Origin of the sequence: Sorangium sp. So ce128, assembly GCF_051525245.1 — a bacterium.
In the GTDB taxonomy this organism is placed as follows: domain Bacteria; phylum Myxococcota_A; class Polyangia; order Polyangiales; family Polyangiaceae; genus Sorangium; species Sorangium cellulosum_B.
In genome coordinates, this window is the sequence record NZ_CP150313.1 from 8,938,061 (window position 1) to 8,961,999 (window position 23,939).

General features: G+C 71.6%; 21 protein-coding genes. 13 read left to right on the forward strand and 8 right to left on the reverse strand.

Translation table 11 applies throughout. The features are described from left to right. The first annotated feature begins 156 nt into the window (after nt 1-156). On the forward strand, nt 157-585 hold the full coding sequence (locus tag WME82_RS34020; RefSeq protein WP_437740664.1) for a hypothetical protein: 429 nt from the start codon (nt 157-159) through the stop codon (nt 583-585). Between the two features lie 84 nt (nt 586-669). Beyond that, nucleotides 670-2,976, forward strand: coding sequence for an Rv1355c family protein (locus tag WME82_RS34025; RefSeq protein WP_438038698.1), 2,307 nt, complete (start codon nt 670-672; stop codon nt 2,974-2,976). A 48-nt stretch (nt 2,977-3,024) separates the two neighbouring features. On the opposite strand, the gene WME82_RS34030 is transcribed toward WME82_RS34025, so the two are convergent. Next, the gene (locus WME82_RS34030; protein WP_438038699.1) at nt 3,025-3,405 is read right to left on the reverse strand and encodes an STAS/SEC14 domain-containing protein; all 381 of its coding nucleotides are present in this window, start codon (nt 3,403-3,405) and stop codon (nt 3,025-3,027) included. Between the two features lie 76 nt (nt 3,406-3,481). Beyond that, on the reverse strand, nt 3,482-5,623 hold the full coding sequence (locus tag WME82_RS34035; RefSeq protein ID WP_438038700.1) for a hypothetical protein: 2,142 nt from the start codon (nt 5,621-5,623) through the stop codon (nt 3,482-3,484). Nucleotides 5,624-6,061: 438 nt separating this feature from the next. Here WME82_RS34035 and WME82_RS34040 point away from each other — a divergent pair, with 438 nt between their 5' ends. Both WME82_RS34040 and WME82_RS34045 read left to right on the forward strand, forming a co-directional pair. After that, complete coding sequence (locus WME82_RS34040) at nt 6,062-6,847, forward strand: TerC family protein (protein ID WP_438044957.1); 786 nt, start codon at nt 6,062-6,064, stop codon at nt 6,845-6,847. A gap of 170 nt (nt 6,848-7,017) precedes the next feature. Continuing rightward, a complete protein-coding gene (locus WME82_RS34045; protein WP_437740668.1) occupies nt 7,018-7,485 on the forward strand; it encodes a response regulator in 468 nt (155 codons plus the stop codon). 139 nt (nt 7,486-7,624) lie between these two features. On the opposite strand, the gene WME82_RS34050 is transcribed toward WME82_RS34045, so the two are convergent. The 3 genes from WME82_RS34050 to WME82_RS34060 all read right to left on the reverse strand — a co-directional run bounded on the left by WME82_RS34050 (nt 7,625) and on the right by WME82_RS34060 (nt 11,886). Continuing rightward, on the reverse strand, nt 7,625-9,763 hold the full coding sequence (locus tag WME82_RS34050; RefSeq protein ID WP_438038701.1) for a S9 family peptidase: 2,139 nt from the start codon (nt 9,761-9,763) through the stop codon (nt 7,625-7,627). A 168-nt stretch (nt 9,764-9,931) separates the two neighbouring features. Further along, the gene (locus WME82_RS34055) at nt 9,932-10,690 is read right to left on the reverse strand and encodes a ferritin-like domain-containing protein (RefSeq protein WP_438038702.1); all 759 of its coding nucleotides are present in this window, start codon (nt 10,688-10,690) and stop codon (nt 9,932-9,934) included. Continuing rightward, complete coding sequence (locus tag WME82_RS34060; RefSeq protein ID WP_437912343.1) at nt 10,687-11,886, reverse strand: hypothetical protein; 1,200 nt, start codon at nt 11,884-11,886, stop codon at nt 10,687-10,689. Before WME82_RS34060 ends, WME82_RS34055 begins: the two co-directional genes overlap by 4 nt. Before the next feature lie 333 nt (nt 11,887-12,219). On the opposite strand from WME82_RS34060, the gene WME82_RS34065 reads away from it, so the two are divergent. From WME82_RS34065 to WME82_RS34090, 6 genes are all read left to right on the forward strand, one after another. Next, nucleotides 12,220-13,746: a deoxyribodipyrimidine photolyase gene (locus WME82_RS34065; RefSeq protein ID WP_438038703.1), complete on the forward strand. Its 1,527-nt coding sequence runs from the start codon at nt 12,220-12,222 to the stop codon at nt 13,744-13,746. A 217-nt stretch (nt 13,747-13,963) separates the two neighbouring features. Next, entirely contained in the window at nt 13,964-14,656 is a 693-nt protein-coding gene (locus WME82_RS34070) for a VTT domain-containing protein (RefSeq protein ID WP_012239029.1), read from the forward strand. 143 nt (nt 14,657-14,799) lie between these two features. Beyond that, on the forward strand, nt 14,800-16,401 hold the full coding sequence (locus tag WME82_RS34075) for a serine/threonine-protein kinase (RefSeq protein ID WP_438038704.1): 1,602 nt from the start codon (nt 14,800-14,802) through the stop codon (nt 16,399-16,401). A 137-nt stretch (nt 16,402-16,538) separates the two neighbouring features. Then, nucleotides 16,539-17,399 carry a tetratricopeptide repeat protein gene (locus WME82_RS34080; RefSeq protein WP_438038705.1) on the forward strand — a complete coding sequence of 287 codons (861 nt, stop codon included), beginning with the start codon at nt 16,539-16,541 and terminating at the stop codon, nt 17,397-17,399. A 198-nt stretch (nt 17,400-17,597) separates the two neighbouring features. Next, nucleotides 17,598-18,023 (forward strand): YciI family protein, encoded by a 426-nt coding sequence (locus WME82_RS34085; protein WP_437740676.1) that lies wholly within the window; start codon nt 17,598-17,600, stop codon nt 18,021-18,023. A gap of 53 nt (nt 18,024-18,076) precedes the next feature. After that, nucleotides 18,077-19,360, forward strand: a complete 1,284-nt coding sequence (locus tag WME82_RS34090) for an RNA polymerase sigma factor (protein ID WP_438038706.1) — start codon at nt 18,077-18,079, stop codon at nt 19,358-19,360. A 116-nt stretch (nt 19,361-19,476) separates the two neighbouring features. Here the strand turns inward: WME82_RS34090 and WME82_RS34095 are convergent, their stop codons facing one another. The 3 genes from WME82_RS34095 to WME82_RS34105 all read right to left on the reverse strand — a co-directional run bounded on the left by WME82_RS34095 (nt 19,477) and on the right by WME82_RS34105 (nt 22,292). Continuing rightward, a complete protein-coding gene (locus WME82_RS34095) occupies nt 19,477-20,304 on the reverse strand; it encodes a Uma2 family endonuclease (RefSeq protein WP_438038707.1) in 828 nt (275 codons plus the stop codon). A 108-nt stretch (nt 20,305-20,412) separates the two neighbouring features. Continuing rightward, nucleotides 20,413-21,744 carry an aminotransferase family protein gene (locus WME82_RS34100; protein WP_012239035.1) on the reverse strand — a complete coding sequence of 444 codons (1,332 nt, stop codon included), beginning with the start codon at nt 21,742-21,744 and terminating at the stop codon, nt 20,413-20,415. A 230-nt stretch (nt 21,745-21,974) separates the two neighbouring features. Continuing rightward, nucleotides 21,975-22,292, reverse strand: coding sequence for a hypothetical protein (locus tag WME82_RS34105; protein ID WP_438038708.1), 318 nt, complete (start codon nt 22,290-22,292; stop codon nt 21,975-21,977). Between the two features lie 161 nt (nt 22,293-22,453). Here WME82_RS34105 and WME82_RS34110 point away from each other — a divergent pair, with 161 nt between their 5' ends. Genes WME82_RS34110 through WME82_RS34120 form a run of 3 tightly spaced genes read left to right on the forward strand, consistent with a single transcriptional unit; the run spans nt 22,454 to nt 23,856 of the window. Next, entirely contained in the window at nt 22,454-22,933 is a 480-nt protein-coding gene (locus WME82_RS34110) for a VOC family protein (RefSeq protein ID WP_438038709.1), read from the forward strand. 21 nt (nt 22,934-22,954) lie between these two features. Continuing rightward, nucleotides 22,955-23,305 (forward strand): ArsR/SmtB family transcription factor, encoded by a 351-nt coding sequence (locus tag WME82_RS34115; protein WP_438038710.1) that lies wholly within the window; start codon nt 22,955-22,957, stop codon nt 23,303-23,305. Next, nucleotides 23,302-23,856 carry an SRPBCC family protein gene (locus WME82_RS34120; protein WP_438038711.1) on the forward strand — a complete coding sequence of 185 codons (555 nt, stop codon included), beginning with the start codon at nt 23,302-23,304 and terminating at the stop codon, nt 23,854-23,856. The genes WME82_RS34115 and WME82_RS34120 overlap by 4 nt, the downstream gene beginning before the upstream one ends. Nucleotides 23,857-23,939 lie beyond the last annotated feature (83 nt).

Below are 23,939 nucleotides of genomic sequence, written 5' to 3' on the forward strand. Positions count from 1 at the left end.
GTCGTTGCTCCGTCGATCGAACCGTCCTAGGTGCACCCCATGGACCTCGCGGATCCTTGCCCGGTGGCCAGGCGCACGACTATCCCAGGGGATGGCTGTGCGCGCTGGCGGCTCGGCGGTGCGCAGACGTAAGATCGGTGCGCGCTCGGTGAGACGATGACGAAGCCCAGCATGCTGTTCGACACGACGGAGCACGTGCTCATCGCCGTCCACGGCAGGGAACCGCCGAGCGACGAGGAATGGGAAGGGTATATGCAGGCGGCGGGCAGTCTCCCGCCCGCCTGCACGAAGACTCTCGTGGTGACCGCCGGGGGGGGACCCAACGCGAAGCAGCGGGCATCCATCAACGACTACGTGAGCAAGACCGCGCTCACCGTGGCGATCTGCACGGACGCGCTCCTCGTCCGGCAGATCGGGACTGCGCTCAGCTGGTTCAACCCGCGGGTCAAGGCGTTCCGGGGCAGCGACGTCGTGGCCGCGCTGCGCTATCTGGAGATCACCGGGCCTGAGGCGGCCCTGGTGCAACACAAGGTCACGAAGATGAGACTCGAGATCGAGGGCCGGCCGTCCCGCGCGCCGCGCTGACCCGGGGGCCGCCGGGGAGATCGTGGCGACGCCTGGGGCGCGGGGGTGGTAGGAGGGTGGCAGGAGGGGGACCGGACCACCGCGATGAACACGACCCGCTGGCAGCAGCTCATCTCCTCGCGAGGGGCGCGAGAGGCCCCGAACGGCGCGTGGCGGCCCCGCTTCTTCCGCCCGGCGCGCGAGGACGACGCGGAGGAGCTCGGCCGCCTGCTCCACGACGACGCCCGAATCGAGATCTTCGACACGATCGACCGGCAGCTCGCCGATCTCGTGAAGACCCGCCACCCCCGGGAGCGCCTCGGTGAGCGGGACGTCGCGCGGCTCGTGGGAGAGCACCTGAACGGCGCCCCCGTCGAGGCCTATGGAGTCTGGGTCTACTATCCGTGGTCGCACCGCCTCGTGCACCTGCTCGATGAGGCCGAGTTCGTCGAGCTGCGGACCGACCGGAACAAGCACAAGATCAGCGGCGAGGAGCAGGCGGCGCTCGCCCGCCGGCGCATCGGCGTCGTCGGCCTCTCGGTGGGGCAGTCCGTGGCGATGACCATCGCGCTCGAGCGGGGCGCCGGCGAGCTGCGCCTCGCGGACTTCGACCACCTCGATCTCTCGAACCTGAACCGGATCCGGACCGGCGCGCACAACCTCGACCTGCCGAAGGTCGTCGCCACGGCGCGCGAGATAGCCGAGCTCGATCCGTTCCTCCACGTGACTTGCTTCCCCGAGGGGGTCACGGAGGACAATATCGAGCGCTTCCTGCTCGACGGGGGCAAGCTCGATGTCCTCGTGGACGAGTGCGACAGCCTCGATATCAAGCTCCTGCTCCGCGCGAGCGCGCGCGCCCACCGCATACCGGTCGTGATGGAGACGAGCGACCGGGGGCTCATCGACGTCGAGCGCTTCGATCGGGAGGGCGATCGGCCGATCCTCCACGGGCTCGTCGGCGATCTCACGCCCGAGCGCGTCCGCGGCCTGTCGACCGAGGACAAGGTGCCTTATGTCATGCAGATCATCGGCCAAGAGGCGATCTCGCTCCGGCTCCGCGCGTCGCTCATCGAGGTGCAGCAGTCGGTGAGCACATGGCCTCAGCTCGGGTCGGCGGTCGTCCACGGCGGGGCGGCGGCCGCGGACACGGCGCGCCGGATCGCCCTCGGGGAGCCGGTGCGGTCGGGCCGGTATTATGTCGACCTGGAGGAGCTCATCAGCGGCCCCGAGGGGGAGCCCGCCGCCGCGGACGCGCCGCGCGCGCCGGGCCCTGCCCTCGCCGCGGCGGCGGGCCCGCTCCCGGCCGCCGAGGCCGGCGCCGTAGCGCTCGACCCGGCGCGGCTGCGGCGGCTCGTCGCGGCGGGCGTCGCGGCGCCCTCGGGCGGCAACTGCCAGCCCTGGCTCTGGGTCCACGAGGGCCGTCGCCTCGGGCTGTTCCACGACCGCGCGCGCTCCGAGTCGCTCGCCGACTTCCAGGGCGCGGGCGGCGTGGTCGCGCTCGGCGCGGCCGCCGAGAACGTCGTCCTCGCCGCGCACCGCGAGGGGCTCAGCGTGCGCGTCTCGCCGTTCCCGCGCGAGGGCGACGAGGACCTGGCCGCCACGTTCGCGTTCTTCGGCGCGCCGACCCCCGGCGCCGAGGAGCACGCCATGGATGGCCTCGCGGGCGCCATCGGGCTCCGGCACACGAACCGGCGCCCTGGCCAGCGGGCGCCGCTCGCGGAGGAGCACCGCGCCGCGCTCCGCGCCGCGGTCGAGTCCATCCCCGGGGCGCGCCTCGGGCTGCTCGAGGCGCCGGCCGAGCTCGACGAGATCGGCGCCCTCATCGGCGCCGGCGATCGGCTCCGGATGCTCGCGAGGCAGACCCACGCCGACATGATGAGGGAGGTCCGCTGGACCGAGGCGGAGGCCGAGGCGCGCCGGGATGGGCTGTTCGTCGGCACGCTCGAGCTCTCGCCGACCGATCTCGCGGGGTTCAAGATCTGCCGGGATTACCGCGCCCTGGAGCTCGTGCGGCGCTGGGGCGGCGGCCGGGGGCTCGAGAGGATGGCGCAGAAGGCGATCCGCTGCGCGACGGCCGTCGGGCTGATCACCCTGCCGCGCGCCCGGCTCACCGACTATTTCCAGGGCGGCAGGGCGGTCGAGCGCGCGTGGCTGACCGCGACGCAGCTGGGCATCGCGGTCTACCCGATGACGACGTTGCCTTACCTGTTCGCGCGGCTGATCCGGGGCCGCGGCGAGGGGCTCGACGCGGAGACCGCGGAGGCCGCGACCGGGCTCCGGGAGCGCTATCTCCGGCTGTTCGACGTCAACGACGCGACCGCGGAGGTCCTGCTCTTCCGCCTGTCGCTCGCGGGCCCCGTGTCGGCGCGCTCCCTCCGCCGCCCCGTCGACGACGTGCTCGTCGTGCGCTGAGCGGGCGGCCCGCGCGGCGCGCCGCAGCGGCCCGCCCAGAGCCGGCCCTCACGGCGTCGGGCGATCGCCGAAGAGCCAGCTGCGCGCGGCCCCCTCGTCCTTGAAGACCCGCACGAGCTGCGCGGTCCCCGCCTCGCGGGCGATCCGGCTCGCCTGCAGCGCCGCGAGATCGCTTTGCACGAGCTCGGCGGCCCTGATCACCCCCATCGCGGTCGAGGTCGCCGCGATGTCGCGGAGGAGCTCCGTCGCCTCCTCGGAGGCGATGGAAAAGCCACGGAAGTCCACGAGGACGCGGATCCTCCGGCCATAGAGCGAGCCGAGGGCCTTCTTGTACTCCGCGGCGTACGCCTGCGCCTCCTCCGTGCGCACGACGCCTTGCAACGTGACCTCGATGAGCGCGTTGATGAGGTCGATCTTGAGCTGGTACATGCCGCCTCACCTGGAGAACCGAGAGCGAGACTGAGACCGAGAGACCATAGCGTCGCGCCGCCGCTGATCCAGGCCGTTATCGCGGCTTCGGCTCGGTGAGCCGGTAGACATGCTCCACGAACTCCGGGACGATCTCCCTGGCGACGATCCACAGCCGTCCTTCGCCGAGGTCGTGCAAGCCGGCAGGGCCATCGAACGTCAGCTTGCCGCGCTCACCGAAGTAGATGAACGACTTCCTGTCGTGGCTGCGGAACCAGCCGCACGCCGCGTCGAGCAGCGGGCCGAGCGCGGCGTCTCCGCCGGGGCGCATCGGGAAGATGCGGACCGAGTCGAGGAGGCGGAAGAGGTTCGTGCCGAGCTCGCCGAGCTCGAGGACCGCGACCGCCAGCGGCTCGCCGTGCTGGCGCGCCACGAGGAGCACGCGCTCCCGCTCCAGGCCCGCGCTGCGCCAGCGCTCGACGCAGGGCCCCATCCCGAGCCTGCCGGGCACGAGATCGAGCGCCTCCGCGTACATGCGCGGCGACGTCGCGCACAGGAGGCCGAGCAGCGCCGCCTGCTCCCCGGGGGTCGGCTCGCCGATCTCGATCGGCCCGCCGGCTTCGCGCGGCGCGCGCGGCGCGGCGCGCGCGTCCACCCCCATCAGGCGGAAAGGCAGCGACAGGACGTGGCCCGTCTCGTGGCGCGCGCGGGCGAACTCGAACAGCGATCGCTCGTTCCACGCGACGTGCGCCTCCGCGTAGGCGATGATCCAGCGGCACTCCGGGTCGGCCATCGCGTGCTCGAAGCAGCGAGTGAACATGTCGCGGAGCACCTGCCGGGAGCTCAGGTTCGACGCGGATTTCGGCCGCTTCGCGAGCTGATGAATCATCCACGTGCTGTGGTATGGCTTCATGATCGAGAAATTGCCCTCGATCCCGTGCTCGGAGAGACACGCCACGTTGTACAGGAGGTGCGGCACCGCCGCGGCCTTCTGCGCCATGGTCAGGAAGCTCGGCTTGATGGCCTCGAAGTGCTCCGGCCGCCGCCCGGAGAGGTTGAAATAGCCGGACGAGTCGAAGAGATCCCAGAGCTCCGCCTGCCACGCGGTCCCCCCGTAGGTCGTCGCGTGCAGGATGCGGGACACGAGCCTGAGCCAGCGCCGCTCGTCCTCGCGCCGCGCGGCGGTCACGTGCACGCTGCAGAGCTGGGTGTCCGCGCCCTCCACGACCGACACCGATCGCACCTCGCCCCGCAGGTGGACGACGCCGTCGTCGCCGTCGGGGAGCTCCAGCGAGAGCCTGTGCCTGGGGAGCAGCGGCGGGTGTCCCCTCGTCAGCGCCATCCGCAGGCCCGAGAAGGACACGTCGACCACCTCGGCCTCGATCGGCGGGATGTGAAGCCACTGGGGGTGCAGGAAGCGCGCGGTGAGCTCGGCCTCGACGCCCCGCTGCAGCAGGCTCTTGCGGAGGCGCTCCACGCGCGCCGGCAGCGCGGAGACGAGCTCGCCCGGGCGCACCTCGTCCGCGCGGACGTTGAAGCGAAAGACGGAGTTCTGCCCGGCGATCTCGACCGCGGCGTCCTCGCTCCAGCCCTTGATGCCGAACCACGTGACCGTCCCGGCCCCCACCTCGCCGAGCATCACGCAGAGGGGCGGCGCGCTCTCGGCGGCGCGGCAGACGACGCCCTTCCTCCGCAGCAGGAAGCCGAGGATGTTGCGCACCCTCCTGGGGTCGTCGATGATCTCGCGTACTTGCCCCGCGTCCGTGGCCGAGGGCCTGAACAGGCTCGCCGCGGCCGCCTTGGCCGTGCCCGCGTCGACGAGGGCGCGCAGCACGTCGCGGATCTGCCCCACCGCGCGGGAGGGGGTTCCGTCCTCGAACGACAGCCCGATGAGCGGCCCCCGCAGGCCCATCGACTGGAGCACCAGCACGGCGGAGAGCGGACCGATCTCGACGTCGCCGGCGTACAGGCGCACCCGGACGACGCTGCCGAAAGGGAACGAGGTCCGATAGTCGGGCTCGATCCAGGCGCTCATCGAGCCGAGCAGGACGATCGGGTAGCTCAGGTCGCGCCCCTCGATGCGCAGCCAGGCAGCGCCGCCGTCCAGCCAGCACGCCTCCGGCACCCTGACCGCCGGATCTCCCCCGAGGAGCGCCCGATCCAGAGGACCCCCGTCAGCGCTGCCGCCGGCGGCCCAGCGCGCGTCCTGCCCGAAGCCGACCTTCGGAACCACGGTCACGCGGTCCCCCCCTCTGTCGTGAGGCCACGCGTTCCAGGTGAGGAACAGGCAACGAGGCTGCTTCGCCAACATGGCGAGGAAGCACGGCGCTGTTCGGCGAGCTCGCCAACACCCCGCAGGAGCTCACCTGGAAGCCGGGAAGGAGGCAGATCCACTTGCGCGTACTTCCAGATCCTCTGTACCGGATGTCAACATCCCGCGTCAAGCGCCGCCCGTGCCGCGCGCGCCGCCGTGTGTCGCCGTGCAGGCTCGCCGCCGTCGACGCCGTCAACGCCGTTGACGTACTTTGCGTTCACGCATCCGTCGTAATCGCCGTCGCCCCGCGCCCTGAACACGGGAGCAAGATCGCCCAGGATCCACCGGAGAGCGGGGCGATGGTCCGGACGTGGCGGGCGGTCACGGCTGTCCATGCTACAAAGCGCCACCCCGATGCCTGACATGAGCGCCTTTCTGCACGCCGACGGCTGGATCACGCTGGCGACCCTCAGCGCGCTGGAGATCGTGCTTGGAATCGACAACATCGTCTTCCTCTCCATCATGACGGCGAAGCTGCCGCTGGAGCAGCAGCCGCTCGCCCGCCGCATCGGCCTCGTGCTCGCCCTCGGGATGCGGCTGCTCCTCCTGCTCGCGATCTCATGGGTGATGGGACTCAAGGCTACCCTGTTCAGCCTGCTCGGACACGCCTTCAGCGGGCGTGATTTGATCCTGCTCGCGGGCGGTGTGTTCTTGATTGGCAAGGCGACCCACGAGATGTTCGATAAACTCGAGGTCGACGATCCCAAGGAAGAGCAGCCGAAGGCGAAGGCGTCGTTCCCCTCCGTCATCGCGCAGATCGTGCTGCTCGACATCGTCTTTTCGCTCGACTCGGTCATCACCGCCGTCGGCATGGCGCAGCACATCTCGATCATGATGGTGGCCATGTTCATCGCGGTGGGCGTGATGCTCGTCTTCGCCGGGAGCATCGGCGCGTTCATCCAGCGCCACCCGAGCATGAAGATCCTCGCGCTGAGCTTCCTGCTCCTCATCGGCGTGGTGCTCATGGCCGACGGCATGGGCCAGCACATCAGCAAGGGGTATATCTACTTCGCGATGGCCTTCTCGCTCGGCGTCGAGCTCATCAACATGCGCCTCCGGGTGCGCCAGCGGCCCGTCCAGCTGCGCACGAGGATGGGGAGCTCTCCGGACCTCTCGCCGACGCACGAGCAGGCTCCGCCGGGGAGCTGAGTCCCACGCCGGGATCTCCGCGGAAGAGCCGGAGAGGCGGCGGAGGCCGGGGCGCTTGGAGCGAGCACCGGGAGAGCCTGTAAACAATTCGCACAGAGGTGGTCTACGAGGGTCGACGGCGAGAGCGGCCGGTCCCAGAAGTGACACCGGGGTTCTCCACCGAGGTGAGCGTGAGCGACGAGCGAGACGACCAAGGAGACTCAGAGCGAGGAAGGCAGCGGCGCATCGTCGTCGTCGACGACGACGACGCGATCGTCGAGACGCTGGCGGAGGTGTTGCTGGCGGAAGGGTATGAGGTCGAGGGGTACACCGACCCCCTCGAAGCCCTGGAGCGGCTGCGCTCCCAGGCGCCGCCCGACGCCATCGTCATCGACTGCGTGATGCCGTTCCTGGACGGGCCGCGCCTCATCGAGACGCTCGCGGCCGAGGGGAGAGCGGCGCCGGTCGTGCTCGTGACCGCGCTCAGCGATCCCGGCTTCTGCATCGATCCGAACCACCCGGACGCGACGAGGATCATCAACAAGCCGTTCGACCTGGAGCAGCTGCTGGAGACGCTCGACGACCTCACGAGCGCGCCCCCGGTGAGCGAGCCAGAGGCGCGGCGGCACACGCGGACCGCATCGACGCAGCGGACGTAGCGGCGCCGCACGCCCGCGGGCTGGGTGCGCCCGGACCACCGCGCGCCAGCGCGCATCCACGCATGAACCGCGCGGCTTCCCGTGCCGCCGCGGCGCGCCGGCGCGCCTGCCCGCCGTGGTGGATGGTGGAGCGGAGCGCTCAGGGCCGGGGGAGCGCCGCGGAGAGCCCGTGGACGACCTCGGCGCCCACGGGGACGGTGACGCTCGACCGCTTGAAGTCGCCGCCGACCGGCTCGTAGGAGCCGCCGAGGCACTGCGCGAGGAACGTCTCCGCGATCGCGTTGAACGACATGGAGTTCTCCGGGCGGGCGAAGCCGTGGCCCTCGTCGGGGTACAGCACGTACGTGACCGGGATGCCCTTGCTCGTCATCGCCTTGACGATCTGATCGCTCTCGGCCTGCTTCACGCGCGGGTCGTTGGCGCCCTGGCCGATGAGGAGGGGCCGCTTGATCTGGTCGGCGCGGTAGAGCGGCGAGCGCGTGCGCAGGAGATCGCGGCCGTCCTCGGTGCGGGGGTCGCCCACCCGCTTCGCGAAGAGCTCGAGCATCGGCGCCCAGTAGGGCGGGATGGACTGGAGCAGGGTCACGAGGTTCGACGGGCCGACGATGTCGACGCCGCAGGCGAAGGTCTCCGGCGTGAAGGTCAGCCCGACGAGCGTCGCGTAGCCGCCGTAGCTGCCGCCCATGATCGCCACGCGAGCCCTGTCGGCGATGCCCTGCGCCACGGACCATTCCACGGCGTCGAGCAGGTCGTTGTGCATCTTGCCCGCCCACTCGAGGTCGCCCGCGTTGACGAACCTCTTCCCGAAGCCCGTCGAGCCCCGGAAGTTGACGCTCAGCACGGCGTAGCCGCGGTTCGCGAGCCACTGGTGCATCGGATCGAGGCGGAAGGAGCTGCGCGCCCAGGGGCCGCCGTGGACGAGGAGCACCATCGAGAGCGGCCTGTCCGGCTTGCCGTCGCCGTCGGGGTCGGCGGCGCGCGGCAGCGACAGGTAGCTCACGAGCTCGAGGCCGTCGCGCGCCTTGATGACGACGGGCCGCAGCTTCACGAGCGGCTGCGACTCGAGCGCGGCGCGGTTCGTGAAGAGGAACGTCGCCTTCTTCGCGTCACGGTCGTAGAGGTAGTATCGGACCGGGCCGTCCGATACGGTGTATCCGACGGTCCAGCGTTTGTCGTCGAGCGACCGGCTCAGCACGTCGAGCTCGCCGTCGGCGACCGCGCGGAGGGCGTCGAGATCCGGCTGGATGCTCTTGTCGAGCACCTGCCAGCGCTTGCGCTCGCGCTCGGAGGCCGCCGCCTGGACCTTGCCCGTCTTCGGGTGGACGATCACGTCGCTGACATCGGCCTTCGCGTCCTCGGCGAGCACGGCGGGCTTCGCCTTCCGCAGATCGAGGGTGACGAGCGCGGCGGTGTCGCGGCCGCGGCTGTCCCGGAAATAGAGCGTCTTGCCGGCCGCGTCGAAGCCGATCGCCTCGCTCGTCACGGCGTCCTCGGGCCCGAACGCGACGAAGGGCTTCGGCTCCTTGCCGGTGAGATCGATGTACTCCTGGCCTCCGTCGCGCGTCATCCGCGACGCGAGCCGCGCCTTGAAGTCATGGTCGGTGACGAACCCCACGAACCCTTCGTTCTGCCGCACGAGCTTGCGCTCGCCGGTGCGCACGTCGACGCGGTAGAGGTCGTGGACCTTCTTGTCCCGATCGTTCATGCCGATCAGGATCTCGTTCGGGATCTTGGGGCTCATCCCCTCGAACATCGCGGCGATGCCCTCGAAGGGGGTGAGGTCCTTGATCTGCCCGGTCTTGAGCTCGACGGCGTAGATGTGCCAGTTCTCGTCGCCGGCCTTGTCCTGGCGATAGAGGACGTAGTCGCTCGCATAGGGGAACAGGAAGGTGCGCACCCCGCGGCTCTGCTCCTTCGTGACCGGCTTGGCCGACGCCGGCGCCTGGGCCGGGCCGACCCACACGTTGAGCACGCCGTCGGAGGGGGCGAGGAACCCGAGCCGCTTGCCGTCCGGGCTGATCTGGGGGGACATGCGATCCGGGTTGCCGAAGAGCATGCGCCGCGGCATGAGCGTCGCGTCGGCGCGCGGCCCGGCCTTCGTCGGCGCGGCCGGGGCTGCGGCCGCCGGGGTGGCGGCCGCCGGGGCTGCCGGCGCTGCCGGGGCCGGCGCGGCGGCCTGTCGGGGAGGCGGCGGCGCGGACGCCGGAGCGCCGCCGCAGGCGAGCGGCGCGATCAAGGGCAGCAGGAACAGCGATCGGAGCTTCTGGGGTAAGTCCATGGGTTCACCCGGGGCGCGGAGCCGCTGGCGGCACCCCGCATGCGCCGGGCCCGCGCGCCGAGCGTCATAACCGAGATCCCGGAGGCCGGTCTACGGCGCCGCACCGAAGGCGCCTGAGATCCGCCCAGCCCGGATCGCCTGATCCGGGGGGGATGTGCCGGCTCCGCGTCAGGCGGCTTGCTGCGGTGTCGTGCTGGTGGGCTCGCCGCGCGCGTCGAGCGCGAGCTTGCTCGACAGCCACGCTCGCACGCGCTCGAGATGGATCGCCTCGTGCTGCTCCGCCACGCGGAACTCGGCGGCCATCTCGTCCTGGCCGTAGGCGATCGCCAGGTCGATGAGCATCCGCCAGCTGTCGTTGTCCGTGAGCTCGGCGACGAGCAACGCCTGCAGGCTCTGCCCGAGGTTGATCCTCGGCTCGACGGCGACCGCGAGGACGCCGGACGACGAAAGGCCGATGACGTCGGCGCCGGGCGTCATCGCGGTCGGATCGGCCCCGAGCCGCTCGATCGCGCGCTTCAGCAGCGCGAAGTGCCGGAGCTCGTCGTCGCGGATCGCCTCGAGGTCGGCGCGCGTCGGGCCTCCCTCGAAGGTCCCCTCCGCGTCGTGCTTGGCGATCAGCGCCTCGTAGAGGCGCGTGCCCGAGCGCTCGAACTGGAGGCGCTCGCCGAGCTTGTCGATGAGGAGCGCGGGGGGCCTGCCCTGGATGAGCTCTCCGGCTGCCTTGACGACCCCCTTGAGGCTCGCCGGCGGCGGCACGCTCCCGACCGTGCCCGACTCCCTCGCGTACTCGCTCCTGACCGCCGCGGCCTCGGCCTCGCTCCCGGGGGAGCTCGGCGGGATCACCTGCGCAAACTCGATGAGCTCCTTGCTGTCGATGGGAGAGGTCGCGATGCCCGTCGTGTTGGTCCCCATCTTGATCTGTTTCATGGCGTCGCCTCCTTCTGTCCGTCGATCTTCTCGGCGCGCCGCGAGAGCTCGGTGCCCGGCGTGTACCGGTAGCCCGCGGCCACGATCTCGGACGGCGAGCCGGCGGAGTTCATCTGCTGCCGGTAGGCGATCGTCGCGGCGCTCTCCGGGACGACCCTCGGATCGACGATGTCCTCGCCCACGGCGCGGAGCTGCACCTCCGTGGACAGCACGTCGCGCACGAACTGGCGGTGGCTCTCGTGGGAGACCGGGTCCGGGAGCGAGGCGGGGAGGATCTCGGCCGCGTCGCGCCGCTCGATCCGGTTGAAGTGGTCGATGGCCACGTGGAGCTGCCCGAGCTCGTAGTCGAGGAACCGCTCCCAGATCCGCTTCACGCGGGCGTTCTGCTCCTGCTGGAGGCAGCTCCAGTAGTTGTAGACCTCGTTGGCCTCGTGGAGGACCCACTTCTCGAGCCAGGTCTCCTCGGGGTCGATGATCGCCTCGTATTGCGTGACGTGCTGCTCCTCGATCGAGGCGATCTCGGCGTAGAGCAGCCGCGCCACAGGATCCGTGAAGAACGGCCCGACGTTGACGTAGTAGTTGTGCGTCTGCTGCTCGGCCGCCATGATGGTGAGCGCGTTGAGCTTCGTGATCGCGCTCGCGATCCGCCGGTCGTAGGGCGCGCGCACGTCGTCCTCGGGGGCGCGGTGCTCCACCGCGGTCGGACGCCCCGCCGTCACGTCGGTGTACGATTGCAGGATGTTGTTCGCGTCCTTGCCTTCCAGGCGGTCCAGGAGCGCCGCGTAGCGATACAGGTGATCGTAGTCCTCGAGCATGCCGAAGCGATAGACCTGCGCGAGGTACGGGTCCGGCTCGGCGAGCGCCGCGTGCGCGGTGATCTCGATCGCGACCTGCTCGTATCCGATGGTGGTCTCCAGCGGCGACTGATCCGGCGGGTTGAGCCAGTTCACCACCGTGGCCTGGTGGTGATCGACGCGGCGCACCTGGGCGAGCACGCGCCGCAGATCCCGGTTCATGCGCGCGAAGCTGTGCAGGAACCGCACGCTCTCGAGCTCGATGCCGTTCATCAGGATGACGCGCACCCGGGTGAACGCGTCGTCGTCGAGCTTGCTGAACGGCACCTGGACGAGATCACGCCAGTTGAACGACTGGCGGTCGAGCGGTGTCCCCCGCTCTCTCAGGAGATCAAGAGCCATGTTGCCCCTCCTCGCGCGTCGCGCTCGTGCGCCGTGCTGGTGCGCCGATGAACGACCGCTGCGGCGGTACCTGAAGCCGCCTTCACCGCGGCGCAAGCGTGGGCATATCCCGAGAGGCCGGGTCCGCGCGCCGGCCTTTCCCACATGAATCCGCCAGACGCATGTGCGCGCCCGTGTCCGAGCTGTGCTAGAGCACCGCTCGTCCTGAAGAGAGAGCAGGGCGCCGGGGCCGAGCGAGAGAACCTCGCTTCTCTGGCGTCCTTGGCGCCCTGGCGGCCCCGCCGCCCCGGCCCCGCGGCGGCGCGCTGGCGGGCCGGTCGTGGAGGAGGTGTCGTGATCTCCAGCAGCGTCCCCGAGCTCCGTCTCCGCACCCGCAACGCCATGCCTGCCCGCGAGGGCGGCGACTACGTCCTTTACTGGATGATCGCGAGTCGCCGGACACGGTACAATTTCGGTCTGGAGCGCGCGATCGCCTGGTCGATGGCGCTCGATCGACCGCTCGTCGTGCTCGAGGCGCTCCGGTGCGGCTACCGCTGGGCGAACGACAGGATCCATCGCTTCGTGATCGACGGCATGGCCGACAACGCGCGCCGCCTCGCGGCGGCCGGCGTCGCGCATCACCCCTACGTCGAGCCCGCCGAGGGGGCCGGCAAGGGCCTGCTCGGCGCGCTCGCGGCGCGGGCGTGCGTGGTGGTCACGGACGACTATCCCTGTTTCTTCCTCCCGCGCATGGTCGCCTCGGCGGCGCGGCAGGCGCCGGTCCGCCTCGAGCAGGTGGACTCGAACGGCCTCTTGCCGATGCGCGCGGCCGATCGGGTGTTCACGACCGCGCGCTCGTTCCGCATCTTCTGGCAGCGGGTGATCGGCGAGCACCTCGGCGCGCAGCCGGCCGTCGATCCGCTGAAGCGGGCGAAGCTCCGGCCTGCGGCGCCCCTCCCCCGCGCGATCGCGCGCAGGTGGCCCGCGGCCTCGCCGGCGCTGCTCGGGGGCGACCCTGCGGCGCTCTCCGCGCTCCCCATCGATCACACCGTCCCGCCGGCGCCCTGCCGGGGCGGCCCGGAGGCGGCTGGCAAGGCGCTCGCGCGCTTCGTCGCGGACCGGCTGCCGCGCTACCTGGAAGAGCGCGATCACCCCGACGCCGGCGCGACGAGCGGCCTGTCGCCGTACCTGCACTTCGGCCACCTCGCGGCGCACGAGGTCTTCGCGGCCGTCGCGCGGCGCGAGGGCTTCCGCGTCGAGCGGCTCGGCCGCCCCGGTGACGGCGTGAAGCGGCCGAGCGGCAGCCGCGAGGGGTTCTGGGGGATGAGCGCCTCCGCCGAGGCGTTCCTCGAGCAGCTCGTCACCTGGCGGGAGCTCGGGTTCAACGCCTTCGCGCTCGGGGCGAGCGAGGGAGATGGGCCGCGCCCCTCGTGGAAGCGCGATCCGACCGAGTACGAGTCTCTGCCGGACTGGGCGCTCGCGACGCTCGAGAAGCACGCGCGCGACAGGCGCCCGCGCGTCTACCCGATCGAGGCGCTCGCGGCGGGGGCGACCTACGACCGGATCTGGAACGCGTCGCAGGTCGAGCTCCTCCGCGAGGGGCGAATGCACAATTACCTCCGGATGCTCTGGGGCAAGAAGATCCTGGAGTGGTCGCGGACGCCGCGCGAGGCGCTCGAGATCATGATCGAGCTCAACGACCGGTATGCGCTCGACGGCCGCGACCCGAACTCGACCTCGGGCATCTTCTGGGTGCTCGGCCGCTACGATCGGGCCTGGGGTCCAGAGCGGGAGATCTTCGGCACGATACGTTACATGTCGTCCGAGAACACGGCCCGGAAGCTGCACCTCAAGGAGTACCTGGCACGCTATACGCCGTAGCGCGCGCGGCCACCGACGGCGCGGGCAGCGCGCCGGAGGGGGAGCTCGCCCTCGGGGTTCCGGGAGGCGCTGGGGGCTCACCCGCGGGAGTAGCCCGGCGGGGCAGCCAGCGATGCAGGGCGACTCACCTCCGGCGGCGCCCGTGTGAACGGCGGCGCTGGACGCCGGCGGCGCGCTGGCGGCCGGGGCGCACGCGGGGTTCGACGCGGCCGCCGAGGTGAGCTATCGAGCGGCCGTGGATCTCCTCCGTGAATTTTTCAGCAGGCTGAGGGAGCTCGAGTCGCTGCTCCAGTGGGGCGGCTACCCCGTCCTGATGATCATCATCTTTGCCGAGACGGGGCTGCTCATCGGGTTCTTCCTGCCCGGGGACTCGCTGCTCGTCACCGCCGGGGTGCTGGTCAACGCGGGGCTCATCAACCCGCTCGGATTACCGAACTTCCAGAACCTGCTCCTGATGAACGTCACGCTGATGGCGATGGCGATCATCGGCGACGCGGTGGGCTTCTCGATCGGGCGGCGCGCCGGCCCGAAGATCTTCACGCGCGAGCAGTCGCTCCTGTTCCGCAAGGATCACCTGATCGCGACGCAGAAGTTCTACGAGAAGCACGGCGGCAAGACGATCATCCTCGCGCGCTTCATGCCGTTCGCCCGGACGTTCGCGCCGGTCGTGGCGGGCGTGGGGCAGATGCAGTACCGGCGCTTCGCGATGTTCAACGTGGTGGGCGGCGTGCTCTGGGTCTTCTCGATGACCTTCCTCGGCTACTTCCTTGGCAAGGTCTTCGACGCCAAGCAGATCGAGCGGGTCGTCTACCTGATCATCTTCGTCTCCGTGGCGCCGGTCGTCTTCGGGGCGATCAAGCACAGGCTCCAGCAGAAGAAGGACGCCGCGCGGATCGAGGCCGAGCCGTAGGCGCTCTCCGGCGGACGTCGCGAGCGGATCGCGTCGAGTACGTCATCGCGCGAGCCCTCCCGGGTTGAGCGCTCGCGAGCGGCCACCGAGGCCGCCCGCCCCTTGTACTCCGCGCCACCTCCCCGCTACGCTCTCCTCTCACCATGGCGCAGCAGCCCGCCGTCCCCTCCGGCGTCCCCGCTCCCGGCGACGTCCTCGCGGGCAAGTACCGCATCGAGCGCGTCCTCGGCGCGGGGGGCATGGGCGTGGTCTTCGCGGGCTGGGACGTCGTCCTGGAGCGCCGCGTCGCCGTCAAGCTCCTGCTCCCCGAGGCCGCCGCGCTCCCCGACGCCGGCGCTCGATTCCTCCGCGAGGCCCGCGCCGCCGCGGCCCTCGACGGACAGCACATCGCGCGTGTCCTCGACATGGGCACGCTGGGCACCGGCGCCGCCTACATGGTGCTGGAGTACCTGACCGGCGACGATCTCGGCCAGGTGCTCCAGACCCGCGGCATCCTCCCGCTCGCCGACGCCGCCGACTACGTGCTCCAGGCCTGCGAGGCGATCGCGGAGGCCCACGCGCGCGGCATCATCCACCGCGATCTCAAGCCGAAGAACCTCTTCCTCACCCGCCGCCCCGACGGGACTCCCCTCCTCAAGGTCCTCGACTTCGGCCTGTCGAAGTTCACCGCCACAGGCGACTCTGTCAAAGAGGCGAGCCTGACCGCGACGGGCCTCATCATGGGCTCCATCCATTACATGTCGCCGGAGCAGATTCGCAGCCTGAAATACGCAGATGTGCGCACGGACATCTGGGCTCTCGGCGTGATCCTGTATCGCATGCTCACCGGGCGGCACCCGTTCGAGGGCGACAGCATCACCGCGGTCACGGCGGCCATCATCATGGACGCGCCCACCTCCGTCCTGGCCCTGCGGCCGGACCTGCCGCCCGCCGTCGGGGAGCTCGTGGGCCGGTGCCTTGCGAAGGATCCGGGCGCCCGCGTCCAGAGCGTCGCCGAGATCGGCCGCGTGCTCGCGCCTTTCGGGACGCAGCGCGGGCGGCTCTCGTTCGAGAGCATCGACCGGATCCTGCCGGAGCGTGCTTCCCGCGCCGGGTACCCGCCGGTGGGCGCGCCCCCCGCGGCGCCCGGCGCGCTCGGCGCGTCCTCGCCCGCGTGGCGTGGAGCGCCCGGCGCGGCCGAGGCCGCGACGGCGCCCATGCCGGACCGCCCGGACGTGCCGTCGTCGCCCGGGAGCGAGGCGGCGGGCACGGCGCACGCGACGCTGCCGCACGCTTCCTGGGGCAACACGACGCGGACCCGGGCGCCGCGCAGCCGCGTGGCGCTGCTGGCAGGCGCCGCCGGCGCGCTCGTCCTGACCGGGATCTTCCTTGCGTGGCGGCTGACGCCGAGCGGGCCCCCGGACAGCGACTCGCCCGTGGCCTCATCGAGCGCTGCGCCCGAGCTCGGGCCTGCGTCCCCCGGCGCCCCCGGCGCGGCCGGCGCGGCCAGCGCCCCCGGCGCGGCCGGCGCGGTGACGGCGACCTCCGTTGCCGCGATCGAGACCGCGAGCGCTGCGCTCGAGGCCAGCGCAGCGCCGGTCGCGAGCGCCTCCCCGGACGCACGAGCGAAGGCAGCGACAGCTTCGACAGCGGCGACACCGCCGGTGAAGGCGAGCGCGAACGCCGTGAGCACGGCCAAACCGCCGTCGTCTTCACAGGTCAGGACGCAGAACAAGCCCGAGGATCCTTGGAACAAATGGGACTGAGACGAACAAGAGGTACTCGCGCGATCCGCTGCGCCGCCCTCTGCGCCGCCCTCTGCGCGATGAGCCACCCGGCTTCCGCGCAGCCCAAGGATCCGAAGGCCCAGGCACAGGACCTCTTCGAGCAGGGCCGCGCAGCGGTGGAAGCGCGAGATTGTGCGCACGCGATTCCGCTCTTCCGCCGGAGCCAGGCGACCTATCCGTCGCGCGGCACGCTGCTCAACCTGGCCCAGTGTGAAGCGGACCTCGGGCGCGTGGCGAGCGCATGGCAGCACTTCAAGGAGCTGCTCACCCAGCTGACGCCCGGCGATCCCCGTCTGCCCATCACCGAGCAGCGCATCAGGGAGCTCGAGCCGCGCGTGCCCAGGCTGGTCATCGAGCTCCCGGAGGGCGCACCGGCGCCGACGGAGCTGCTCCTCGATCAAGCGCCGCTGCCGCAGGCCAGCATCGGCAGCGAGCTCCCGCTCGACCCCGGGAACCATGCCGTCGTCGCGCGATGGCCCGGCGGCGGGCAGACCGACGCGCCCGTGACCCTCGCGGAGGGTGCGCGCAACGTCGTGCGCCTCGGGCCGCCGCCGGCCGCCGCGCCGCCTCCAGTCCACGTACCCGACGCGCCGCAGGCGCCTGCGATCTCCTCGGGCCCGCCCCCCACCCCCGCCGCTCCCTCGAGCTTCAAGCGCACGCTCGGCTTCGTCATCGGCGGCGTCGGCGCCGCGGCCGTGGGCGGGAGCCTCATCACGGGTGGGCTCGCTCTCGGCACGAAGGGTGACCTCGAAAAGGAATGCCCAGATCCCTCGCGGTGCAGCGACGACGGCATGTCCCTCAGCTCGCGGGGCCAGACGCTCACCACCACGAGCACCGTGCTCGGCGCCGTCGGCCTCGTCGGGATCGGCGCTGGCCTTGTGCTCGTCCTGACGGCGCCAGAGCAGCGCAGCTCGGTCGCCCTCGCGCCCGCGATCCTGCCCGGCGGCGGCGGCGCGCTGCTGCGCAGCCGCTTCTGAGGGCCCGGGCCGGCGCGGCGGGCGGGTCAGTTGCTCCAATCATCAACAATTACGCGCATTTGAAAGTATCTCAAGAAAAGATCGCCCGGCGTGTCGATCCCGCGCCCCGCCGTTCGTCGTGACGATGAAGCCACGGTTCGCCCCGGGCAAGAGGCCCTCCGGAGCCCAGCTCCACCAAGGAAGCAAGGAGACACGACCATGCGATTCATGATCCTGATCAAGGCCACCAAGGACAGCGAGGCGGGCGTCATGCCGAGCGAGCAGCTCATCACCGAGATGATGAAGTTCAACGAGGAGCTGGTGAAGGCCGGCGTCATGGTCGCGGGCGACGGGCTCCACCCGAGCGCGAAGGGCGCGCGCGTCAGGTTCTCGGGCGACAAGCGGACCGTGATCGACGGGCCCTTCGCCGAGACCAAGGAGCTTGTCGCGGGCTTCTGGATCTGGGAGGTGAAGTCGAAGGAAGAGGCCATCGCGTGGGTGAAGCGCTGCCCCAACCCCATGCTCGAGGACTCCGAGATCGAGATCCGCCAGGTGTTCACGGCGGACGACTTCGGCCCGGCGCTCACGCCCGAGCTCAGGGAGCAGGAGGAGCGCCTGCGGGCGCAGTCGGCCGCGAAGCAGTAGCCACGGCGCGCCCGGGCTTGCGCCGGCGGGGGAAGATGCTCTGATCGGGCGCCGTGACGGCCCCCGAGGTGCATCGCTCCATCCACGCGGTCTTCCACATCGAGTCGGCCAGGCTCATCGCCGGGCTCGCGCGGATGGTGCGCGACGTCGGCCTCGCCGAGGAGCTCGCGCAGGACGCGCTCGTCACCGCGCTCGAGCGGTGGCCGGAGTCGGGCGTCCCGGACAAGCCGGGCGCTTGGCTCATGGCCACCGCGAAGCGCCGCGCGATCGACGAGCTCCGCCGGAGCAAGCGGATCGAGCGCAAGCACGAGGAGCTCGGCCACGAGATCGAGGCCCAGCACGCGCTGGCCGCGCCGGATCTGGACGCCGCGCTCGACGATGACGTCGGCGACGACCTCCTGCGCCTCGTGTTCACGGCCTGCCATCCAGTCCTCTCGACCGAGGCGCAGGTCGCGCTCACGCTCCGCCTGCTCGGAGGCCTGACGACCGAGGAGATCGCGCGCGCGTTCCTCGTCCCGGAGCCGACCGTCGCCCAGCGGATCGTCCGCGCCAAGCGGACCCTCGCCGAGGCGCACGTCCCCTTCGAGGTCCCCCGCGGGGCCGAGCTCGCGCCCCGCCTCTCGTCGGTGCTCCAGGTCATCTACCTGGTCTTCAACGAGGGCTACTCGGCGACGGCCGGCGGCGACTGGATGCGGCCTGCCCTCTGCGAGGACGCGCTCCGCCTCGGCCGCATCCTGGCCGAGCTCGCGCCGAAGGAGCCGGAGGTCCACGGCCTCGTCGCGCTGATGGAGATCCAGGCGTCGCGCTCCAGGGCGCGGGTCGGACCGTCGGGAGAGCCCATCCTGCTCCTGGCTCAGAACCGCGCGCGCTGGGATCACCTGCTGATCCGCCGCGGCCTCGCGGCGCTCGAGCGCGCCGAGGCGCTCGGCGGCGCGCGCGGTCCCTACGCGCTCCAGGCCGCGATCGCCGCCTGCCACGCGCGCGCGCGCGCCGCGGAGGAGACGGACTGGGCGCGCATCGCGGCGCTCTACGCGGCGCTCGCCCAGGTCGCGCCGTCGCCCGTCGTCGAGCTGAACCGCGCCGTCGCGCTCTCGATGGCGTTCGGCCCGGCGGCGGGCCTCGCCGTCGTCGACGCGCTGACCTCGGAGCGCTCCCTCGAGAGCTACCACCTCTTGCCGAGCGTGCGCGGCGACCTCCTCGCGAAGCTCGGCCGCCTCGACGAGGCGCGCGCGGAGTTCGAGCGCGCGGCGTCGCTCACGCGCAACGCGCGCGAGCGCGACCTGCTCCTCGCGCGCGCCGCCGCGTGCGCGGGCGGCTCCGCGCCGCCGTCGCGGTGACAGCGGCGGGGTCGGCGCCGCCGTCGCGGTGACGGACTGGCTCCGCGCCGAGGAGCGCTCCCCGAAGGGCGCGGCCCTCGGCCGCCGCCCCTACCGAGCGGCGGACGGCCGCCGGCTCACCCTCGATCCATGGCCGCCGCGAACACCGCCCCGCTCGCCGCCGTCGCCGCGCTGACGAGCCATCGCTCCAGCGCTGCAGGCTCGTCGCACGCGAGCACCCGCGCCTGCACCGCCTCCGGCACCGCGAGCCCCCGCGCCGAGAGCACCGCGAGGATCGCGCGCGCCTGGGTGCGCGCCTGGGTGCGCGCCTCGACCCACTCGTCCGTGAACCGCGCCGCGTCGCGCTCCTCGAACAGCGCCGTGACCGGCACGGCGCCGAGGCCGTGCTTGCCCAGCTCCGGCAGGAGGGGCACCTCCGCGCCCGGACGGTAGGTGATCGACGCCGTCCCCGGCCGCACGACCTCGAGCTCCCGCCGCTCCGCGTGCGCGATCCAGACCCACGGCCACTCGTGCTCCAGGTAGAGCTTCACCTTCTCCTCGAGGTAGCGCCTCGACTGCGTGCCCCGGATCTCCACGGCCAGCACCGGCGTGCCGCGGTAGGCGTCGTTCCGCGGCGACGAGAGATCGCCCACGACCACCACGTCCGGCGCCCGGAGCGACGGCCCCCCCGGGTCGCTGAGATCGCAGTACACGTCGGTCATCACCGTGAAGCCCTCGCGCGCGTGCGTGCGGAAGAGGGCGGCGAGGAGCGCCATCACGATGCCATGGAACTCCTTGCTCCCCATCTGCTCGATCAGCTCCCCGCGGTGCAGCTCCCACGGGCTGCCGTCGTAACAATCGTCGGGCGTGCCCAGACGGCGGCCGGTCGGGCCGAAATCGCGCAGCTCGATCGGCCCCGTGTTCCGGGGCGGACGGGTCGGCAGGCCGTTCGTGCGTGCAGTCATGCCCACGATCCTAGCACGTCGCCGCGCCCCCTCGCCGGGCGCGCCTCGCGGCAGCCACAGACGTGCTCTTCCGGCGGCCCGTGAAGGGCCGCCTCGCGCCCGAGGTCCTCAGCCCGAGAGCCGCTGATCCGCCACGTCGAGCGCCGCGTCGAGCGCCGCGATCCCCTCGTCGATCTCCGCCTCGCTGATGATGAGCGGCGGCGCCACGAGCAGGTGGCTCACCCACCCCATGAGGGACACCCCGCGCTTCGCCGCCTCGGCGACCACCGCGTCGACCACCAGGGGCCGCCGAGCCGCCTTGTCCTGCGGCACGTTGAACGGCTCCTTGGTCGCGCGGTCCTTCACGAGCTCCACCGCCCAGAACAGGCCGATCCCGCGCACGTCGCCGATCGAGGGGTGCTTCTCCTTGAGGGCGCGGAGCTTCGCGCCCACCACGTCTCCCATCTTCGTCGCGCGGTCGAGGAGGTCCAGCCGGCGATACTCGTCGATCGCGGCGATCACCGGGGCCAGCGTGAGGGGGTGGGCCTCGTAGGTGTGGCCGTGCGCGAACATGTTGTCGTCGAAGTAGTCCGCGATCGCGCGGGAGGTCGCGACGACCCCGAGCGGCGCGGCCGCGTTCGTCACGCCCTTCGCGGTCGTCAGGATATCCGGCACCACGCCCCAGTGATCGACCGCAAACCACTTTCCGGTCCTGCCCCAGCCGCTCATGACCTCGTCCGCGATGAGGAGCACGCCGCGCTTCCGCGCGACCTCGGCGATCTTCGGCAGGTAGTCGGCCGGCGGGATGAGGACGCCGTTCGTGCCCACGACCGGCTCGACGATCACCGCCGCGACGTTCTCCTCGTGGTCGATCATGTAAGCCAGGTAGTCGGCGCACGCGACGCCGCACTCGGGGTGGCTCCGGCCGAGCGGGCAGCGGTAGCAGTTCACCTCCGGGCCGAACACCACGCCCGGGATCTTGCCGGCCGGCTCGATGAACCAGCGGCGAAAGTCGCCGGTCGCCGCGACCGAGCCCGCGGTGGACCCGTGGTACGACGTGTAGCGCGCGATGATCTTGTGCTTGCCGGTGTAGAGCCGGGCCATCTTGAACGCCGCCTCGTTCGCCTCGGTGCCCGACGTGGCGAAGAAGAACTTGTCGAGCCCCTTCGGCATCACCTCCAGGAGCTTCTGCGCCACCCTGGCCCGCACCTCGCACGTGTGCGCCGGGCTGATGTAGGCGAGCTGCCTCGCCTGCGCGCAGATGGCCTCGATCACGGCCTCGTTCTGGTGGCCGAGGTTCGAGCAGATGAGCTGCGAGGACAGGTCCAGGTAGCGCTTGCCGGACGCGTCCCAGAACGCGCAGCCCTCCGCGCGGGTGACATGGATCGGCTTCCAGCCGCGCTGGGCGCGCCAGGTGCCGTACGTGTGCTTCGTGGTCAGCTCGACGATGTCATCGCTCATGGCAACCTTCGCGGTTCGAGGAGGCGCTCAGCGTAGAGGGTGTTCGGACCTCCTCGCACGCGAATTCCCCGGCGCCGCTCGCCCGCTCCCGCGCGCCGCGTCCGCGATTCCGTGCGGCGCATCGCCGTCGTCGCCGCGATGTCCGGACCGCTCGAGCGCGCTCGCGATCTCGTCACCAAGGACGGTCGTGATCCGTCCTTGTCCACGGCGCCCGCGGACGCGCCGCGGCTTCAGCCCGCGGCCCCGCCCACGGCGCGCGCCACGTCCCGCAGGCGCGCGACGCGGTACTCCAGCCGGGAGATGACCACCTCCGTTGCGCCCTCGCCCACATCCATCAGCACCTCCTGGCACATCGCGCACATCTGCAGGAGGTGGGACCGGAGCTCCTCGGGGGTGCACCGCCCGCTCCTCAGCTCGTCGAGCCGCCGCGCGAGCCCCTCCTTTTCGTGGCCTGCCTCAGCAGGATCCCCGGCGGCCGCCGGATCGTTCCAGCGCGCCGCCCTGGCCTCGCACAGGAAACATGCACCTTCGATGGGCTTTTGCAGCATGGCTCCCCTCGTAGAGTGGTTCTGGGAGAACAACCTGGAACCACGCGCCCGGATGCCAAGCCGCCCCGGCCTCTCCGGTCGGGATCCCGGGCCGACAGCGGGCGAGCTCGCCGCCATGCAGGCCGCTTGACATATTAGATGTCACTAATATGTTGCGGCGCATGACCACGAGCCACGAACCCCCCGCTCCTCCCCCTGTTTCGCCCTACCTGACGGTCCACGACGCCCGCGCGGCCATCGACTTCTACCAGCGCGCGTTCGGCGCGACGGTGGCGGCCGAACAGCCGACGCCGGACGGCAAGAAGCTCATCCACGCGGCCCTCCTGGTGAACGGCGGCCTCGTGATGCTCAGCGACGATTTCCCGGAAATGCGCGGGGGGGTGAGCCGCACGCCGAAGTCGCTCGGCGGCACCGCGGTGACGATCCACCTCGATCTGCCCGACGTCGACGCGACGTGGAAGCGCGCGGTCGAGGCGGGCGCCAACGTCGAGATGCCGCTCGCGGACATGTTCTGGGGCGACCGCTACGGCATCGTGACCGACCCGTTCGGCCACCGCTGGTCGCTCGCGACGCGGAAGAAGGCGGCCACGCAGCAGGAGCTGGACGCCGGCGCCCAGAAGCACTTCCCCGCGGCGACGTGAGGTGGCGCGAGGTGACGTGAGATGACGAGCGCGCGCTCCCCGGACGAGACGTTCCGCGCGATCGCGGACCCCACGCGGCGCGCGATCCTCGACGCGCTGGCCGGCGGGGAGCGCTCGGTCACCGAGCTGTGCGCGATGTTCGACGTGACCCAGTCGGCGATCTCGCAGCACCTCAAGGTGCTGCGGGACGCCGGGCTCGTCGCGCCTCGCCGGGAAGGTCGCTCGCGGCTCTACCGCGTCGAGGCCGCGCCGCTGCGCGCGGTCTACGACTGGGCCGCCCATTACGAGCGATTCTGGACGGCCAAGCTCAGCGCGCTCGGCGCGCTGCTCGATCGCGAGGCGGAGATCGCGCGCAGAGGAGGCAGATCATGAGACGCGACCTGCGCATCACCCGCGAATACCCCCACCCGCCCGAGCTCGTCTGGCGCGCCCTCACGGACCCGGCGCTCATCGCCGAGTGGCTGATGCAGAACGACTTTCGCCCCGAGCTCGGCCGCCGCTTCAAGCTCCGGTCGGATCCGGCTCCCGGCTTCGATGGCATCGTGCGCTGCGAGGTGCTGGAGCTCGACCCGCCCACGACGATGCGGTGGTCGTGGCGCGGAGGCCCGATCGACACGGTCGTGGCGTTCCGGCTCGAGGACACGCTCGTCCTCGGCCGCCGCGGCACGCGCCTCGTCGTGGAGCACACCGGCTTCGAGGGCCTGCCTGCGATCCTCGTGTCGTTCCTCCTCGGCGCCGGCAACCGCACCCTCTACGGCCGGACCCTCCCCGCCTTGCTCGACCGGCTCGCGCGCTCCGGGGCAGGCTCGCCCACGGACGCGCGGCGCGGATGCCACGAGGAGCGCGGCCTGTGGTGGGTGCTCGCGCAGGTCCTTGGGCCGATCATTCGGCGCACGGCGCAGAAGCGCGCGGACAGGGGATAGCCCACGTCGGGGCGACGCCGGCCCGTTCACGGGAGGCGCACCCAAAGTTCACGCAGCCGTGGCGCGAGCTCGTCGTGCGCACG

Excerpts from the sequence above, each read along its gene's own strand:
- WME82_RS34085 (WP_437740676.1), top strand. The coding sequence starts at position 17,598 with ATGCGATTCATGATCCTGATCAAGGCCACCAAGGACAGCGAGGCGGGC.
- WME82_RS34030 (WP_438038699.1), bottom strand. The coding sequence starts at position 3,405 with ATGTACCAGCTCAAGATCGACCTCATCAACGCGCTCATCGAGGTCACG.
- WME82_RS34050 (WP_438038701.1), bottom strand. The coding sequence starts at position 9,763 with ATGGACTTACCCCAGAAGCTCCGATCGCTGTTCCTGCTGCCCTTGATC.
- WME82_RS34060 (WP_437912343.1), bottom strand. The coding sequence starts at position 11,886 with ATGGCTCTTGATCTCCTGAGAGAGCGGGGGACACCGCTCGACCGCCAG.
- WME82_RS34120 (WP_438038711.1), top strand. The coding sequence starts at position 23,302 with ATGAGACGCGACCTGCGCATCACCCGCGAATACCCCCACCCGCCCGAG.
- WME82_RS34020 (WP_437740664.1), top strand. The coding sequence starts at position 157 with ATGACGAAGCCCAGCATGCTGTTCGACACGACGGAGCACGTGCTCATC.
- WME82_RS34105 (WP_438038708.1), bottom strand. The coding sequence starts at position 22,292 with ATGCTGCAAAAGCCCATCGAAGGTGCATGTTTCCTGTGCGAGGCCAGG.
- WME82_RS34040 (WP_438044957.1), top strand. The coding sequence starts at position 6,062 with ATGAGCGCCTTTCTGCACGCCGACGGCTGGATCACGCTGGCGACCCTC.
- WME82_RS34100 (WP_012239035.1), bottom strand. The coding sequence starts at position 21,744 with ATGAGCGATGACATCGTCGAGCTGACCACGAAGCACACGTACGGCACC.
- WME82_RS34110 (WP_438038709.1), top strand. The coding sequence starts at position 22,454 with ATGACCACGAGCCACGAACCCCCCGCTCCTCCCCCTGTTTCGCCCTAC.
- WME82_RS34095 (WP_438038707.1), bottom strand. The coding sequence starts at position 20,304 with ATGACTGCACGCACGAACGGCCTGCCGACCCGTCCGCCCCGGAACACG.
- WME82_RS34025 (WP_438038698.1), top strand. The coding sequence starts at position 670 with ATGAACACGACCCGCTGGCAGCAGCTCATCTCCTCGCGAGGGGCGCGA.
- WME82_RS34055 (WP_438038702.1), bottom strand. The coding sequence starts at position 10,690 with ATGAAACAGATCAAGATGGGGACCAACACGACGGGCATCGCGACCTCT.
- WME82_RS34115 (WP_438038710.1), top strand. The coding sequence starts at position 22,955 with ATGACGAGCGCGCGCTCCCCGGACGAGACGTTCCGCGCGATCGCGGAC.
- WME82_RS34075 (WP_438038704.1), top strand. The coding sequence starts at position 14,800 with ATGGCGCAGCAGCCCGCCGTCCCCTCCGGCGTCCCCGCTCCCGGCGAC.